This is a genomic window from Pseudomonas mosselii (genome assembly GCF_019823065.1).
In the GTDB taxonomy this organism is placed as follows: domain Bacteria; phylum Pseudomonadota; class Gammaproteobacteria; order Pseudomonadales; family Pseudomonadaceae; genus Aquipseudomonas; species Aquipseudomonas mosselii.
Genome location: NZ_CP081966.1, coordinates 6,058,447 through 6,073,960, shown reverse-complemented (window position 1 = coordinate 6,073,960; position 15,514 = coordinate 6,058,447). Strand labels below are relative to the sequence as shown.

Sequence of the window (15,514 nt, the reverse complement as noted above, 5' to 3'; positions counted from 1 at the left end):
CCGCTGATCCACAGCCCAAGCAGGACCTGGCGGCGTTTCGCAAGTTCGCGATCCCCCTGGGCGGCGCGCAGCAGCTTTACGTCACCGTGCAGTTCGCGGTCTACGTGGCGCTGGGCAGTTATCTGATGGAGGTGGCGGAGCACGTGGCGCCCGCGGCCCTGGTGCTGGGCTGGACGGTGATGGCGTTCGGGCTGTTCGTGCTGGGCGTGGCGCTGGAGGACCGGCCGTGGGCGGGGCGCCTGGAGATCGTGCGGCTGCTGTCGAATGCGCCGGCGCTGTATCTGGCCGGCGCGCTTGGCTTAGTGCTGGTCACGCCCGTGTTCTGGTTGCTGCTCCTGGTTTACAGCCTGCTCAGCCTCGGCGGCCTGGCCCTCTGCCGCCGCGCGGCGCTCGGCGCGGATGTTGCGAAAACGCCGGCGCAGCCAGAGCAGCAGGCCCAGCACCAGCAGGCCGCCGAGCACCCATAGCTCGTATTTCTTGATGCTGCCGAGCATGCCTTCGAGAATGGCGCCGAAGTGGTAGGCGGCCAGGCCCAGGGCCAGGGCCCACACCGCGGCACCGATGCCGTTGAGCAGCAGGTAGCGGCGCGGCGGGTAGCCGGACAGGCCGATGGCCACCGGCATTACCGTGCGCAGGCCGTAGACGAAACGGAAACTCAGCACCCAGATATCCGGATGGCGGCGGATGTGCTCCAGTGCTCGGTCACCCATGGCCTGCCAGCGCGGCTTGCGGGCGAGGATCTTGCGCCCGTGGCGGCGGCCCATGAAGTACCACAGCTGGTCACCGGCGTAGCTGCCGCAGAAGGCCACCAAGACCACCAGCTTGATGTCCATGTATTCGCGGAACGCAAGAAAGCCCGCGAGCACCAGGATGGTCTCGCCCTCGAAGAACGTGCCGAGAAAAAGGGCAAAGTAGCCGAAATCGTTCAGGAATTGTTGAAGCATTTTCTGGCGTGCTGGCGAAATGAACGCGCAGCCTACCCCTTCGGGCGCGTTGGGGAAAGTGTCCAAATGTGTCTCGACGTGAAGATTCCCTGCAACGACAATGGCTGCGGCCACAAGTCGCAGGGTTGCCCAAGGATGTAACACAGGCGTCATAATGGCCGCTTATAACTGTCGCGCTGCCCGCCCGCGCGGGCTCAGGAGTCTGCCGTGAGCTTTACCCCCGCCAACCGTCTGTTTCCTGCCACCCGCCTGCGTCGCAACCGCCGGGACGCGTTCTCCCGTCGCCTGGTTCGCGAAAACACCCTGACCGTCGATGACCTGATTCTTCCGGTATTCGTGCTGGACGGCGAGGGCCGTCGGGAAGAAGTACCGTCCATGCCGGGCGTCGAGCGCCTGTCGATCGACCTGCTGCTGGAAGCTGCACAGGGCTGGGTGGAGCTGGGTATTCCGGCGCTGGCGCTGTTCCCGGTGACCCCGACCGAGAAAAAGTCCCTCGACGGCGCCGAAGCCTGGAACCCGGACGGCATCGCCCAGCGCGCCACCCGCGCCCTGCGTGCCCGCTTCCCGGAGCTGGGGGTGATCACCGACGTGGCTCTGGACCCGTTCACCACCCACGGTCAGGACGGCATCCTCGATGAAGAGGGTTACGTGCAGAACGACATCACCGTCGAGGCCCTGGTCCGCCAGGCGCTGTCTCACGCCGAGGCCGGCGCCCAGGTGGTGGCCCCGTCGGACATGATGGACGGTCGTCTCGGCGCGATCCGCCAGGCCCTGGAAGAAGCCGGCTACGTCAACGTGCGCATCATGGCCTACTCGGCCAAGTACGCCAGCGCCTACTACGGCCCGTTCCGCGACGCGGTCGGCTCGGCGCTGAACCTGGGCAAGGCCAACAAGGCTTCCTACCAGATGGACCCGGCCAACAGCGACGAAGCCCTGCACGAAGTGGCCACCGACCTCGCCGAAGGCGCCGACATGGTCATGGTCAAGCCGGGCATGCCGTACCTGGATATCGTTCACCGAGTGAAAGCCGAGTTCAAGGTGCCGACCTTTGCCTACCAGGTCAGCGGCGAGTACGCCATGCACATGGCCGCCATCCAGAACGGCTGGCTGAGCGAGGCCGTGATCCTCGAATCCCTCACCGCTTTCAAACGGGCAGGCGCTGATGGCATCCTGACCTATTTCGCCGTGCGTGCCGCTCAATTGATGAGAGGGCAGTAACGCCCTCCAGGAACGTCAGATGAATAACGAAGTGCTAACCCCTGTCGAGATCAAGGATGCCCAGGCCGTGCCCGAAGAGATGGTGCAGACCCCGCCCGATTTGCCAGCGGTAGCGGAGCCGGAAGCGGTTGTCGAAGCCGCCCCGGCACCCGCGCCTGCGCCGGCCCCTGCGATCGCCGTGCCGAGCCTGGACGACAGCAGCCTGTACATTCATCGCGAGCTCTCGCAACTGCAGTTCAACATCCGCGTGCTGGAGCAGGCGCTGGACGAATCGTACCCGCTGCTTGAGCGCCTGAAGTTCCTGCTGATCTTCTCCAGCAACCTCGACGAGTTCTTCGAGATCCGCGTGGCGGGCCTGAAGAAGCAGATCAACTTCGCCCGCGAACAGGCCGGCGCCGACGGCCTGCAGCCGCACCAGGCGCTGGCGCGCATCAGCGAGCTGGTGCACCTGGAGGTGGATCGCCAGTACGCGATCCTCAACGACGTGCTGCTGCCGGAGCTGGAGAAGCACGCCATCCGCTTCATCCGCCGCCGCTACTGGACGCCCAAGCTCAAGACCTGGGTGCGCCGTTACTTCCGCGACGAGATCGCGCCGATCATCACCCCGATCGGCCTCGACCCGACCCACCCGTTCCCGCTGCTGGTGAACAAGAGCCTGAACTTCATCGTCGAGCTCGAGGGGGTCGATGCCTTCGGTCGCGACTCGGGCCTGGCGATCATTCCGGCGCCGCGCCTGCTGCCGCGGGTCATCCGTGTGCCGGAAGAGGTCGGTGGCCCGGGCGACAACTATGTGTTCCTGTCGTCGATGATCCACGCCCACGCCGATGACCTGTTCCAGGGCATGAAGGTTAAGGGCTGCTACCAGTTCCGCCTGACCCGTAACGCCGACCTGGCGCTGGATTCGGAAGAGGTCGACGACCTGGCCCGCGCCCTGCGCGGCGAACTGTTCTCGCGCCGCTACGGCGATGCCGTGCGCCTCGAGGTGGCCGACACCTGCCCGAAACACCTTTCCGACTACCTGCTCAAGCAGTTCAGCCTGAGCGAGAGCGAGCTGTACCAGGTCAACGGTCCGGTCAACCTGACCCGCCTCTTCAGCATCACTGGCCTCGACAGCCACCCGGAGCTGCAGTACACGCCGTTCACCCCGGCGATCCCCAAGCTGCTGCAGAACGCCGACAACATCTTCAGCGTGATCGGCAAGCAGGACGTGCTGCTGATGCACCCGTTCGAGTCGTTCACCCCGGTGATCGACCTGCTGCGCCAGGCCGCCAAGGACCCGCACGTACTCGCCGTGCGCCAGACCCTGTACCGCTCGGGCGCCAACTCGGAAATCGTCGACGCCTTGGTGGACGCGGCGCGTAACGGCAAGGAGGTCACCGCGGTGATCGAACTGCGCGCGCGCTTCGACGAAGAGTCCAACCTGCAGATGGCCAGCCGCCTGCAGGCCGCCGGCGCGGTGGTGATCTACGGCGTGGTCGGTTTCAAGACCCACGCCAAGATGATGCTGATCCTGCGCCGCGAGCAAGGCGAGATCGTTCGTTACGCGCACCTGGGCACCGGCAACTACCACGCCGGCAACGCCCGCCTGTACACCGACTACAGCCTGCTGACCTCTGACGACGCCCTCACCGAGGACGTCGGCAAGCTGTTCAGCCAGCTGATCGGCATGGGCAAGACCCTGCGCATGAAGAAGCTGTTGCACGCGCCCTTCACCCTGAAGAAGGGCATGCTCGACATGATCGCCCGTGAGACCCAGTTCGCCCTGGAAGGCAAGCCGGCGCACATCATCGCCAAGTTCAACTCGTTGACCGACGCGAAGATCATCAAGGCGCTGTACAAGGCCAGTCAGTCGGGCGTGCGCATCGACCTGGTGGTGCGCGGCATGTGCTGCCTGCGCCCGGGCATCCCGGGGGTATCGCACAACATCCATGTGCGCTCGATCATTGGCCGCTTCCTCGAGCACACCCGGGTGTTCTACTTCCTCAACGGCGGCGAGGAGCAGATCTACCTGTCCAGTGCCGACTGGATGGAGCGCAACCTCGACAAGCGCGTCGAGACCTGCTTCCCGGTGGAGGGCAAGAAGCTGCTGCTGCGGGTGAAGAAGGAGCTGGAGGGGTACCTGACCGACAACACCCAGGCCTGGACCCTGCAGCCGGACGGGCGCTACGTGCGCAGCACGCCGACCGGCAACCAGAACCCGCGCAGTGCCCAGTCGACGCTGCTGGAGCGGCTGAGCAATCCGGTGCTCAACGTACGCTAGTTGGATTGCTAGGGCCGCTTTGCGGCCCTTTCGCGACACAAGGCCGCTCCCACAGGTGATCGCATTTCCCTGTGGGAACGGCCTTGTGTCGCGAAAGGGGCGCAACGCGCCCCCATGGACTTTCAGCGCACGCTAAGCACGAAATTGACCCGCGCCAGCCACTCCGCCTCGTTGGCGAAATCGGCCTGGGTCAGCTGGTTCTGCTCCAGCCAGCCGCCCGGGAAGACCACCTCCAGGCTGTTGTCGCCGGCTTGCAGCTCCACTTTGGGCATCTGCTGGGTGCCGCGGATATGGTGGAACAGAATGGCGAAGCGCAGCAGTACGCACAGGCGGATCAGCTTGACGCCTTCGTCGCCGAACTCGGCAAACTTGTCCTTGGGAATGTTGCGGCGGTGGCCACGCACCAGCAGGGCCATCATCTGCTGGTCTTCGCGAGAAAAGCCCGACAGGTCCGAGTGCTCGATCAGGTAGGCGCCGTGCTTGTGGTAGTGATAGTGGGCAATATCCAGCCCGATTTCATGGATTTTCGCCGCCCATCCCAGCAGATCGCGCCAGTTGCCCTCCTCCAGGTCCCATGCTGCGGCCACTTGGTCGAAGGCGTGCAGCGCCTTGCGCTCCACGCGCGCGGCCTGGCCCTGGTCGACGTGGTAGCGCTCCATCAGCGAGTTCAGGGTGCGTTCACGCACGTCCTCGTGGTGATGGCGGCCCAGCAGGTCGAACAGCACGCCTTCGCGCAAGGCGCCGTCGCAGTGGTCCATGCGCTGCAGCTCGAGGGCGTCGAAGATCGCCTCGAGGATGGCCAGGCCCGCCGGGAAGATGGTCCGCCGATCGGGCTTGACCCCTTCGAAGTCGATCTTGTCGGTCTCGCCGAGCTTGAACAACTTGCGTTTGACCGCCGCCAGCCCCTCGGCGTTGACCTCGCCGCTGCCCTGGCCGATGGCCTTGATCGCCGCGGCGATGGCGCGGATGGTCCCGGACGAGCCGATGGCCTCGTCCCACGTCAGGCGGTGCAGGGCGTTCTCGATGCTCATCAGCTCCAGGCGCGCGGCGGTGTAGGCCTGGGCGTAGCGCGCCGGGGTGATCTTGCCGTCGCGGAAGTAGCGCTGGGTGAAGCTCACGCAGCCCATCTGCAGGCTTTCGCGTAGCAGCGGCTCGAAACGCTGGCCGATGATGAACTCGGTGCTGCCGCCGCCGATGTCGGCGACCAGGCGCTTGCCGGGGGTATCGGCCAGGGTGTGGGACACGCCCAGGTAGATCAGGCGCGCTTCTTCGCGGCCGGAGATGACCTCGACCGGGTGGCCGAGGATGGCTTCGGCGCGCAGGATGAATTCGTTGCGGTTGCGCGCTTCGCGCAGGGCGTTGGTGCCGACGATGCGCACCGAGCCCTGGGGCATGCCGTTGATCAGCTGGGCGAAGCGCTTGAGGCATTCCAGGCCGCGTTGCATGGCTTCTTCGCTGAGCTTGCGCTCATCGTCGATGCCGGCGGCGAGCTGAACCTTTTCTCCAAGCCTTTCGAGGATGCGGATTTCCGTGTGATGGGCCTTGGCCACGACCATGTGGAAGCTGTTGGAGCCCAGGTCGATGGCGGCAATCAGAGACAGGTTCTTCGCGGTGGTTTGCGGCATGGTCTGGAGGTTCTCGGTCGTTAACCCGGCAATCGTGCCACGATCGCGGGCATACGCCAACGAGCGGCACGGCAAGGCTTGATGCATGGCAATGTCATAGCAATGTTATGACCGTGACATGACAGTTTCGATTCGTGGCGTCTTGCACAACTATAGTTAGACTCAATCGTCCGTGGCTTCCTGTCGCGCCTGGGTGCGGCTATGATGGGCAACGTTTTTTGTGCTTACGACCTGGAGATATCCATGAGCAGCGATCTTATCAAACATGTCACCGACGCCAGCTTCGAAGCCGACGTACTCAAGGCTGAAGGCGCGGTGCTGGTCGACTACTGGGCTGAATGGTGCGGCCCATGCAAGATGATCGCTCCGGTACTGGACGACATCGCCACTGAATACAAGGGCAAGGTGACCATCGCCAAGCTGAACATCGACGAAAACGCCGATACCCCGGCCAAGCACGGCGTGCGTGGCATCCCGACGCTGATGCTGTTCAAGAACGGCAACGTCGAGGCGACCAAGGTCGGCGCGCTGTCCAAATCGCAGCTCAAGGCGTTCCTCGACGCCAGCCTGTGATGTGATGAAGCCCCGCAAATGCGGGGCTTTTCTTTATCTGCTGTAGGCATTTTCCGTGAGGGCCGGCGAGCCTCGCTATTGCGCCCATCCAGGCGGATAGCCCCGGAAATCGGTGGCCAAAACCACTAGACGTCGAAAAAAGCAAGTGTTACATTCGGCCTCGCACTGCTTCTCCAGTGCCCTCTGCACGCCGTCGCCGAAGCATCCCTAATTCGAATCAGTACGCGATCCTGTCGCCATCTAGCGGCGCGGCCTCATTAAGCCAACGCTTAATTTCTCCCTTCCTTACATGATTACGTCACTCCCCTTATGAACCTGACAGAACTCAAGCAAAAGCCGATTACCGATCTTTTGGAAATGGCCGAACAGATGGGCATCGAAAACATGGCCCGTTCGCGCAAACAGGACGTGATTTTCGCCCTGCTGAAAAAGCATGCGAAAAGCGGCGAAGAGATCTCGGGTGACGGCGTGCTGGAGATTCTCCAGGATGGTTTCGGTTTCCTGCGTTCGGCGGATGCCTCTTACCTGGCCGGCCCTGACGACATCTACGTTTCGCCCAGCCAGATCCGTCGCTTCAACCTGCGCACCGGCGACACCATCGTCGGCAAGATCCGTCCACCGAAGGAAGGCGAGCGTTACTTCGCGCTGCTGAAGGTCGATACCATCAACTTCGACCGTCCGGAGAACGCGAAGAACAAGATTCTCTTCGAAAACCTGACGCCGCTGTTCCCCAACAAGCGCCTGAAGATGGAAGCCGGCAACGGTTCCACCGAAGACCTCACCGGTCGCGTCATCGACCTGTGCGCCCCGATCGGCAAAGGCCAGCGCGGCCTGATCGTCGCCCCGCCGAAAGCGGGCAAGACCATCATGCTGCAGAACATCGCGGCCAACATCACCCGTAACAACCCCGAGTGCCACCTGATCGTCCTGCTGATCGACGAGCGCCCGGAAGAAGTGACCGAGATGCAGCGCACCGTGCGCGGCGAAGTGGTCGCCTCGACCTTTGACGAGCCGCCGACCCGCCACGTGCAGGTCGCCGAAATGGTCATCGAGAAGGCCAAGCGCCTGGTCGAGCACAAGAAGGACGTGGTCATCCTGCTCGATTCGATCACCCGTCTGGCCCGTGCCTACAACACCGTGATCCCGAGCTCCGGCAAGGTGCTGACCGGTGGTGTCGACGCCCACGCCCTGGAGAAGCCGAAGCGTTTCTTCGGTGCCGCGCGTAACATCGAGGAAGGCGGTTCGCTGACCATCATCGCCACCGCGCTGGTCGAGACCGGCTCGAAGATGGACGAAGTGATCTACGAAGAGTTCAAGGGTACCGGCAACATGGAGCTGCCCCTGGACCGTCGTATTGCCGAGAAGCGTGTGTTCCCGGCCATCAACATCAACAAGTCCGGTACCCGTCGCGAAGAGCTGCTGACCGCCGACGACGAACTGCAGCGCATGTGGATCCTGCGCAAGTTGCTGCACCCGATGGACGAGATCGCCGCCATCGAGTTCCTGGTCGACAAGCTCAAGCAGACCAAGACCAACGATGAGTTCTTCCTGTCGATGAAGCGCAAGTAAGCGTTTCAGGCTGGAACTGATTGGGGCTGCTCCGCAGCCCATCGCGACACAAGGCTGCTCCTACAGGATTACTCATTCGCCTGTAGGAGCGGCCTTGTGTCGCGATGGGGCGCGAAGCGGCCCCAGTTCATTTTTGCCCCCAAACAAGGCGTGAACGGCGCTACACTCTGCACCCCGACCGACATGCCCATACGAGGCCCTTGCATGCAGTATCGCGATCTGCGCGACTTCATCCGTGGTCTGGAACAGCGCGGTGAACTCAAGCGCATCCAGGTTCCCATCTCCCCTGTACTGGAAATGACCGAAGTCTGTGACCGCACCCTGCGCGCCAAGGGCCCGGCGTTGCTGTTCGAAAAGCCCACCGGCTTCGACATCCCGGTGCTGGGCAACCTGTTCGGCACCCCCGAGCGGGTGGCCATGGGCATGGGCGCCGAATCGACCGAGGAACTGCGCGAGATCGGCAAGCTGCTGGCGTTCCTCAAGGAACCCGAGCCACCGAAGGGCCTGAAGGACGCCTGGTCGAAACTGCCGATCTTCAAGAAGGTCGTGTCCATGGCGCCGAAGGTGGTCAAGGACGCGGTATGCCAGGAAATCGTGGTCGAAGGCGACGACGTCGACCTGGGCCGGTTGCCGATCCAGCACTGCTGGCCGGGCGACGTGGCGCCGTTGATCACCTGGGGCCTGACCGTCACCCGCGGGCCGAACAAGGACCGCCAGAACCTCGGGATCTACCGCCAGCAGGTGATCGGCCGCAACAAGGTGATCATGCGCTGGCTGAGCCACCGCGGCGGCGCGCTGGACTACCGCGAATGGTGCCAGAAGCATCCCGGCCAGCCGTTCCCGGTGGCCGTGGCCCTGGGCGCGGACCCGGCGACCATCCTCGGCGCCGTGACGCCGGTTCCGGATACCCTTTCCGAATACGCCTTCGCCGGCCTGTTACGCGGCAACCGTACCGAGCTGGTCAAGTGTCGTGGCAACGACCTGCAGGTGCCGGCCACCGCCGAGATCATCCTCGAAGGCGTGATCCACCCCGGTGAGATGGCCCCGGAGGGCCCGTACGGCGACCATACCGGCTACTACAACGAAGTGGACAGCTTCCCGGTGTTCACCGTCGAGCGCATCACCCACCGGCAGAAACCGATCTACCACAGCACCTACACAGGCCGGCCGCCGGATGAGCCGGCGATTCTAGGCGTGGCGCTGAACGAAGTGTTCGTGCCGATCCTGCAGAAGCAGTTCCCCGAGATCACCGACTTCTACCTGCCGCCGGAAGGCTGCTCGTACCGCATGGCGGTGGTGACCATGAAGAAGCAGTATCCAGGCCACGCCAAGCGCGTCATGCTGGGTGTGTGGTCGTTCCTGCGACAGTTCATGTATACCAAGTTCGTTATTGTCACCGACGACGATATCAACGCCCGCGACTGGAACGATGTGATCTGGGCCATCACCACGCGCATGGACCCCAAGCGTGATACGGTGATGATCGACAACACCCCGATCGACTACCTCGACTTCGCGTCGCCGGTGTCGGGCCTGGGGTCGAAGATGGGCCTGGACGCCACGCACAAATGGCCGGGCGAGACTACACGCGAATGGGGCCGGGTCATCGTCAAGGACGAGGCCGTCACCCGCCGTATCGATGAGCTGTGGGACCAGTTGGGAATAGATTGATGCAGGTAACCTTGCAGCCTTCCGGGGCGGTGCTGGCGGTCGAACCGGGTGAAAGGATTCTGGATGCCGCGCGGCGCCTGGGCTACGACTGCCCAAGCAGCTGCCGCAACGGCAATTGCCATGTGTGTGCCGCGCTGCTGGTGGAAGGCCGTGTTCGCCAGGAAGGCCAAGTCCGCGATCACGGTGAACTGTTCACCTGCATCGCCGAGCCGCTGGAGGACTGCGTGTTGCTGTGGGATGGTGTACTGGCCCTGGGCGAGCTGCCAGTGCGCAAGCTGGCCTGTACCGTGAGCGAATGCGTCGAGGTCGGTGGTGACGTCTGGCGCGTGCGCCTGCGCGCGCCCGCCGGCAAGCCGCCGCGCTATCACGCGGGGCAGTACTTGATGATCGAGCGCGAGGGCATGGACAAGGCGGCATTCTCCCTCGCCTCGGCGCCCCACGGTGGCCGTGAGCTGGAGCTGCACGTGCTGGCCCGGGAAAGCAGTGCCGTGCAGTTGATCGAGCAGTTGCAGCGCACTGGCCTGGCGCGGATCGAGCTGCCGTTCGGCGACGCCCACCTGGCGGAGTTGCCCGATGGTCCGCTGGTGCTGATCGCCGCCGGTACCGGCATGGGCCAGATGCACAGCCTGGTCGAGCATTGCCGCGCTCAGGGCTTCAAGCATCCGGTGCACCTGTACTGGGGCGTGCGTCGGCCTGAAGACTTCTACGAGATCGAGCACTGGGACGAGTGGCAGCGCCTGCCCAACCTGTTCCTGCACAAGGTAGTCAGCGACCTGTGCGGCTGGGAAGGGCGCTGTGGCCTGCTGCACGAGGCGGTGTGCGAGGACATCGGCGACCTGAACCAGGTGCATGTCTATGCCAGTGGCTCGCCAAACATGGTCTATGCCACCCTCGATGCGTTGGTCGAGGCCGGCATGGATGCCCACCGCATGCGCGCCGACGTGTTCGCCTACGCGCCGCGTGGGTGAAACCAAACGGCACGCTGCAAGGGCGTGCCGGATTTAATAACCAAGTGTTTTCCATTTGATTATATGGCGGGGATTGTTACCGGCGCGGGTAATAAGTTTCGCTATACTCGGACTATTAGTTTCCGTTCAGCGGATGGTTAAATGAAATCCTGTTTTCGGGGTTGAGTGCAAAGTGCAATTTGCCTTACGTTAGGCGCATGGAAAATTGCAGGGCAAGCCCGCGCCCACGCGATCTTGGGGGCTTGTAGCCCGCGATAGCATTCCTCAGGTACCGCGGCACCCGCACTTTGGTGGTTCACCGGAATTAATGGCGGCATCTTATGTCGACACTTGAAAGTTCATCCTGGCAAGTAGCTTATCCGCCGTCGCTCGACTTCGGACAACAGTTAACCCGCGAACAACTGCAGCGCTCGATGCAGGAAACCATGTCTCAGCACGACGGCGGCCCGGTCTGGCTGTTCGCCTATGGTTCGCTGATCTGGCGCCCTGAATGCAATTCGGTCGAGCGCCAGCGGGCGCGGGTACATGGCTACCATCGTGGCTTGTACCTGTGGTCCCACGAGCACCGAGGCACCCCGGAGTGCCCGGGCCTGGTATTCGGTCTGGACCGTGGCGGTTCTTGCAGCGGTTTCGCCTACCGCCTGGATGAAAGCAACCTCGATGATTCGCTGATGGCCCTGTGGCAACGGGAAATGCCGTTCCCGGCCTATCGCCCGCACTGGCTCAGCTGCCGCCTGGGCGATGGCAGCAAGGTCCAGGCCCTGGGCTTCGTGCTGGAACGACACCTGCCGTGCTACGCGGGCAACCTGCCGGACACCCTGCTCAGCCAGATACTTGCCAGCGCCAAGGGACGTTACGGCACGACGCGCGATTACGTGGAGCAGACCCTCAACGCCCTGCGCAGCCACCAGATGCCCGATCGCAACCTGGAAGCCCGCTTCAGGCGTTGCCACAACCTGCGCGAGGTGTGAGCCCCGCGCATCGGGCTCATTCCTGGCCGGCGGCGGTGCCGAGGAACTTGCGCAGGAACTGGCGGGTGCGCTCTTCCTTGGGATTGGCGAACAGTGCCTTGGCCTCGCCCTGCTCGACGATCACGCCCTTGTCGAAGAAGATCACCCGGTTGGCGACATCGCGGGCAAAGCTCATTTCGTGGGTGACGATGATCATGGTGCGCTTTTCCTCGGCCAGGCCGCGGATGGTCTCCAGCACCTCGCCCACCAGCTCCGGGTCGAGTGCCGAGGTGGGCTCGTCGAACAGGATCACTTCGGGCTCCATGGCCAGGGCGCGGGCGATGGCAACCCGCTGTTGCTGGCCGCCGGACAGGCGGCGCGGGTAGGCGTCTTCCTTGCCCGCCAGGCCAACCTTGGCCAGCAGGCGCCTGGCCAGCTCGATGGCCTTGTCGCGGGGCGTCTTCTTGACGATCACCGGCCCTTCGATGACGTTCTCCAGGGCGGTGCGGTGGGGAAACAGGTTGAAGTTCTGGAACACGAATCCGGCCTGCTGGCGCAGGCGGCGGATCGCACCCTGCTGGCCGCCCAGCGGGCGATTGGCGTCGATGCTGATGTCGCCGATCTGGATACGCCCGGCATCGGGGGTTTCCAGCAGGTTCAGGCAACGCAGGAAAGTGGTCTTGCCCGAGCCGCTGGGACCGATAATGGCGACCACCTCGCCGGGTTGCACGGTCAGGTCGATGCCGTTGAGCACGGTCTGGCCCTTGAACTGCTTGCTCAGGCCTTCTACTACGATCATCTCAGTGCTCCTGGTCGTGCTGGTTGACCCGCGCTTCCATGCGGTTCTGGAAGTGCGCCAGGATGCTGCAGAGGATCCAGTAGACCACCGCGACAGCCAGGTACATGGTGAAGACCTCGAAGGTCCGGGCGGTGATCAGCTGCGCCTGGCGGAACAGCTCGGGCACCTGGATGGTCGCCGCCAGGGCAGTGTCCTTGACCAGCGAGATGAAGCTGTTGCCCAGTGGCGGCAGCGCGGTGCGCAAGGCTTGCGGCAGGATCGCCCGGCGCATGGCCTGGGTGCGGGTCATGCCGATGCTGGCCGCCGCTTCCCACTGGCCACGGTCGATCGAAGAGATCGCCGCCCGGAGAATTTCGCAGACGTACGCCGCCATGTTCAGCGACAGGCCGATCAGCGACGCCGGGATCGGGTCGAGCTCGATGCCGATCTGCGGCAGGCCGAAGTAGATCACGAACAGCTGCACCAGCAGCGGCGTGCCGCGGAAGAACGACACATAGATACGGGCGAGCCAGTCCAGCGGCAGGATCTTCGACAGGCGCATCAGTGCCAGGGCGAAGCCCAGCACCAGGCCGAAGAACATGCCGCCGACACTGAGCAGCACGGTATAGCCCGCGCCCTTTAGCAGGAAGGGCGCGGAATCGACAACGAGTTGCAGGCTTTCAGCGATCATTTGGTGACATCGGCACCGAAGTATTTCTCGGACAGCTTGGCCAGCGTGCCGTCGGCCTTGAGCTTGTCGATGGCCTTGTTCAGCGCCTCGAGCAGTTCAGGCTCGCCCTTGCGCAGGGCCACGCCCGATTCCAGCTTGGAGAATTTCTCGCCGGCCAGTGCGGTGGGTTTCTTGTCCTTGGCGGTTTTCTGCACGTACTCCAGCGCGGCCAGGCGGTCGATCAGGATGGCGTCGATGCGGCCATTGCGCAGGTCGGCGAACTTAGTCGGGTCGTCTTCATAGGTACGGACATCGGCTGTCGGCACGTCCTGTTTCACCCACTGCTCGTAGTTGGTGCCCAGGCCGACACCGACCTTCTTGCCAGCGAGGTCGGCGGCGGTCTTGATGTTCTTCTCGTTATCGCTGCCCTTGAGCACCAGGGCCTGGATGCCGGAAACGGTGTAGGGCTCGGAGAAGTCGTACTTTTTCTTGCGCTCTTCGGAGATGGTCACCTGGTTGATCACCACGTCCAGGCGCTTGGACTCCAGGGCGGCGAGGATGCCGTCCCACTTGGTCGGCTGGACCTTGGCCTTGACCCCCAGCTCCTTGGCCAGCAGCTCGGACAGTTCGACTTCGAAGCCGGTCAGCTTGCCGTTCTCATCCTGGAAACTGAACGGTGGGTAGGTGCCTTCCAGGCCGACGTTGATCACGCCCTTCTCCTGGATGGTCTTCAACTGCTCACCGGCAAAGGCTTGGCCGAGCAGGCCGGCGCCCAGCAGGAGCGCCAGGCTGGCGTTGAGAAGGGGTTTGGCGAATTTGGTCATGGCAGGCCCCGCGCTTGTTGTGGAAGTAGTGAGGTGGCGACTATAGAGGTGGGCTTCATAGGTCGGGAAATAATAAAAAATAAGATTGTTATTCCCGTTTCTGCATTTTGCAGTCGCTTATGCCCGACTTAGCTCAGGATGGAATAAAGCGTTGTTTTTTCCAAGAGGCAGATTTGACGTATCGTGGCCTACACCCTCCCTGTAGGAGCGGCCTTGTGCCGCGAAAGGGCCGTTCCAGGGGACGTGGGCATATCGACAACGCCGCCTGGCAGGAGAAACACCCGTGAGCGAACAACCATCAACCGGGCACTGGCAACTGCAGACCATCGTCAGTGGCCTGCGCAGCGCCCGTGAGCAGTGGCGCAGCAACAATGGCCGTAGCAGCGGCGAGCAGGGCGGGCGCGAGCTGCCGTCGCGCGAGGCGCTGCGCCAGATTCTCGAGCAGCTGTGTGGTGCGCTGTTCCCCATGCGCCTTGGCCCGGTGGACCTGCGTGAAGAAAGCGAAGACTTCTATGTCGGCCACACGCTGGACGCTGCGCTCACCGCGCTGCTGGCCCAGGCCCGCCTGGAGTTGCGCTACGCGGCGCGCCATGGCAAGACCGATGTGGTCGATGTCGATGGTCACGCCCTGCGCCTGATCCAGGACTTCGCCGCGGCCCTGCCGGCCCTGCGCGTGCTGCTGGACACCGACGTGCTCGCCGCCTACCACGGCGATCCGGCGGCGCGCAGCGTCGACGAGGTGCTGCTGTGCTACCCAGGCATCCTGGCGATCATCCACCACCGCCTGGCCCACCACCTGTACCGGGCCGGCCTGCCGCTGCTGGCGCGGATCAGCTCGGAGCTGGCGCACTCGGCCACGGGTATCGACATCCACCCCGGCGCGCAGATCGGCCCGAGCTTCTTCATCGACCACGGCACCGGCGTGGTGATCGGCGAGACCGCGATCATCGGTGAGCGGGTACGGATCTACCAGGCCGTGACCCTGGGCGCCAAGCGTTTCCCCAGCGACGAGTCGGGCACCCTGCACAAGGGCCTGGCACGCCACCCCATCGTCGAGGACGATGTGGTGATCTACGCGGGTGCGACCATTCTCGGAAGGATCACCATCGGCAAGGGCTCGACCATCGGCGGCAACGTGTGGCTGACCCGCAGCGTGCCGGCTGACAGCAACATTACCCAGGCTAACCTGCAGTTGGATTGCGAGGACAAGAAAGCCCTCTAGCTCAAGGGTTAAGTCGCGTGGGAGCGGGCAAGTCCGCTCCTGCTTCGACCGCTCCTGAAGCGGCATCGGGTCGCATTGAAATCCGATCCATGTTTAACTTGAACGCTTGTTCAACGAAAAACGCTGGTCCATTGCCGGTGTTCAAAAGGAGGAATCGCCTTTGCTGAACCCGTTCAATCCGAACCTCACGTCCTTCGACGAGGTGCCCGTTCAATGAGTGCACCGACCCCCGACCTTGCCCA

General features: G+C 63.6%; 13 protein-coding genes. 8 read left to right on the top strand and 5 right to left on the bottom strand.

Features of this window, described 5'->3' with window-relative positions:
• Positions 1-299: 299 nt before the first annotated feature.
• Complete coding sequence (locus tag K5H97_RS28210) at positions 300-944, bottom strand: DedA family protein (RefSeq protein ID WP_082750478.1); 645 nt, start codon at positions 942-944, stop codon at positions 300-302.
• 207 nt (positions 945-1,151) lie between these two features.
• Between K5H97_RS28210 and hemB the strand changes: the two genes are divergently transcribed.
• Positions 1,152-2,162: a porphobilinogen synthase gene (hemB, locus tag K5H97_RS28205; RefSeq protein WP_028689236.1), complete on the top strand. Its 1,011-nt coding sequence runs from the start codon at positions 1,152-1,154 to the stop codon at positions 2,160-2,162.
• 19 nt (positions 2,163-2,181) lie between these two features.
• Complete coding sequence (gene ppk1 / locus K5H97_RS28200; protein WP_028689235.1) at positions 2,182-4,422, top strand: polyphosphate kinase 1; 2,241 nt, start codon at positions 2,182-2,184, stop codon at positions 4,420-4,422.
• A 122-nt stretch (positions 4,423-4,544) separates the two neighbouring features.
• Here ppk1 and ppx read toward each other — a convergent pair whose 3' ends face one another.
• Positions 4,545-6,047, bottom strand: a complete 1,503-nt coding sequence (gene ppx, locus K5H97_RS28195; RefSeq protein ID WP_028689234.1) for an exopolyphosphatase — start codon at positions 6,045-6,047, stop codon at positions 4,545-4,547.
• Between the two features lie 243 nt (positions 6,048-6,290).
• Here ppx and trxA point away from each other — a divergent pair, with 243 nt between their 5' ends.
• From trxA to K5H97_RS28170, 5 genes are all read left to right on the top strand, one after another.
• Entirely contained in the window at positions 6,291-6,620 is a 330-nt protein-coding gene (gene trxA / locus K5H97_RS28190) for a thioredoxin TrxA (RefSeq protein ID WP_028689233.1), read from the top strand.
• Positions 6,621-6,929: 309 nt separating this feature from the next.
• Positions 6,930-8,189 carry a transcription termination factor Rho gene (rho, locus tag K5H97_RS28185; RefSeq protein WP_011536308.1) on the top strand — a complete coding sequence of 420 codons (1,260 nt, stop codon included), beginning with the start codon at positions 6,930-6,932 and terminating at the stop codon, positions 8,187-8,189.
• Positions 8,190-8,393: 204 nt separating this feature from the next.
• Complete coding sequence (gene ubiD, locus K5H97_RS28180; protein ID WP_028689232.1) at positions 8,394-9,860, top strand: 4-hydroxy-3-polyprenylbenzoate decarboxylase; 1,467 nt, start codon at positions 8,394-8,396, stop codon at positions 9,858-9,860.
• Complete coding sequence (locus tag K5H97_RS28175) at positions 9,860-10,828, top strand: CDP-6-deoxy-delta-3,4-glucoseen reductase (RefSeq protein ID WP_028689231.1); 969 nt, start codon at positions 9,860-9,862, stop codon at positions 10,826-10,828. The genes ubiD and K5H97_RS28175 overlap by 1 nt, the downstream gene beginning before the upstream one ends.
• A gap of 320 nt (positions 10,829-11,148) precedes the next feature.
• Complete coding sequence (locus K5H97_RS28170) at positions 11,149-11,799, top strand: gamma-glutamylcyclotransferase (protein ID WP_028689230.1); 651 nt, start codon at positions 11,149-11,151, stop codon at positions 11,797-11,799.
• A 16-nt stretch (positions 11,800-11,815) separates the two neighbouring features.
• Here K5H97_RS28170 and tcyN read toward each other — a convergent pair whose 3' ends face one another.
• The 3 genes from tcyN to tcyJ are packed head-to-tail and all read right to left on the bottom strand — an operon-like array spanning position 11,816 to position 14,050.
• A complete protein-coding gene (tcyN, locus tag K5H97_RS28165) occupies positions 11,816-12,577 on the bottom strand; it encodes an L-cystine ABC transporter ATP-binding protein TcyN (RefSeq protein ID WP_028689229.1) in 762 nt (253 codons plus the stop codon).
• Between the two features lies 1 nt (position 12,578).
• The gene (gene tcyL, locus K5H97_RS28160; RefSeq protein ID WP_028689228.1) at positions 12,579-13,247 is read right to left on the bottom strand and encodes a cystine ABC transporter permease; all 669 of its coding nucleotides are present in this window, start codon (positions 13,245-13,247) and stop codon (positions 12,579-12,581) included.
• Positions 13,244-14,050 (bottom strand): cystine ABC transporter substrate-binding protein, encoded by an 807-nt coding sequence (gene tcyJ, locus K5H97_RS28155; protein WP_028689227.1) that lies wholly within the window; start codon positions 14,048-14,050, stop codon positions 13,244-13,246. Before tcyJ ends, tcyL begins: the two co-directional genes overlap by 4 nt.
• Positions 14,051-14,333: 283 nt before the next feature.
• Here tcyJ and epsC point away from each other — a divergent pair, with 283 nt between their 5' ends.
• On the top strand, positions 14,334-15,272 hold the full coding sequence (gene epsC / locus K5H97_RS28150; protein ID WP_028689226.1) for a serine O-acetyltransferase EpsC: 939 nt from the start codon (positions 14,334-14,336) through the stop codon (positions 15,270-15,272).
• The last annotated feature ends 242 nt before the right edge of the window (positions 15,273-15,514 follow it).

What these genes read in the sequence shown, in the direction of transcription:
- K5H97_RS28210 (WP_082750478.1), bottom strand. Translation starts at nt 944, where the DNA reads ATGCTTCAACAATTCCTGAACGATTTCGGCTACTTTGCCCTTTTTCTC.
- tcyJ (WP_028689227.1), bottom strand. Translation starts at nt 14,050, where the DNA reads ATGACCAAATTCGCCAAACCCCTTCTCAACGCCAGCCTGGCGCTCCTG.
- rho (WP_011536308.1), top strand. Translation starts at nt 6,930, where the DNA reads ATGAACCTGACAGAACTCAAGCAAAAGCCGATTACCGATCTTTTGGAA.
- K5H97_RS28170 (WP_028689230.1), top strand. Translation starts at nt 11,149, where the DNA reads ATGTCGACACTTGAAAGTTCATCCTGGCAAGTAGCTTATCCGCCGTCG.
- ppk1 (WP_028689235.1), top strand. Translation starts at nt 2,182, where the DNA reads ATGAATAACGAAGTGCTAACCCCTGTCGAGATCAAGGATGCCCAGGCC.
- tcyL (WP_028689228.1), bottom strand. Translation starts at nt 13,247, where the DNA reads ATGATCGCTGAAAGCCTGCAACTCGTTGTCGATTCCGCGCCCTTCCTG.
- ubiD (WP_028689232.1), top strand. Translation starts at nt 8,394, where the DNA reads ATGCAGTATCGCGATCTGCGCGACTTCATCCGTGGTCTGGAACAGCGC.
- K5H97_RS28175 (WP_028689231.1), top strand. Translation starts at nt 9,860, where the DNA reads ATGCAGGTAACCTTGCAGCCTTCCGGGGCGGTGCTGGCGGTCGAACCG.
- trxA (WP_028689233.1), top strand. Translation starts at nt 6,291, where the DNA reads ATGAGCAGCGATCTTATCAAACATGTCACCGACGCCAGCTTCGAAGCC.
- tcyN (WP_028689229.1), bottom strand. Translation starts at nt 12,577, where the DNA reads ATGATCGTAGTAGAAGGCCTGAGCAAGCAGTTCAAGGGCCAGACCGTG.
- ppx (WP_028689234.1), bottom strand. Translation starts at nt 6,047, where the DNA reads ATGCCGCAAACCACCGCGAAGAACCTGTCTCTGATTGCCGCCATCGAC.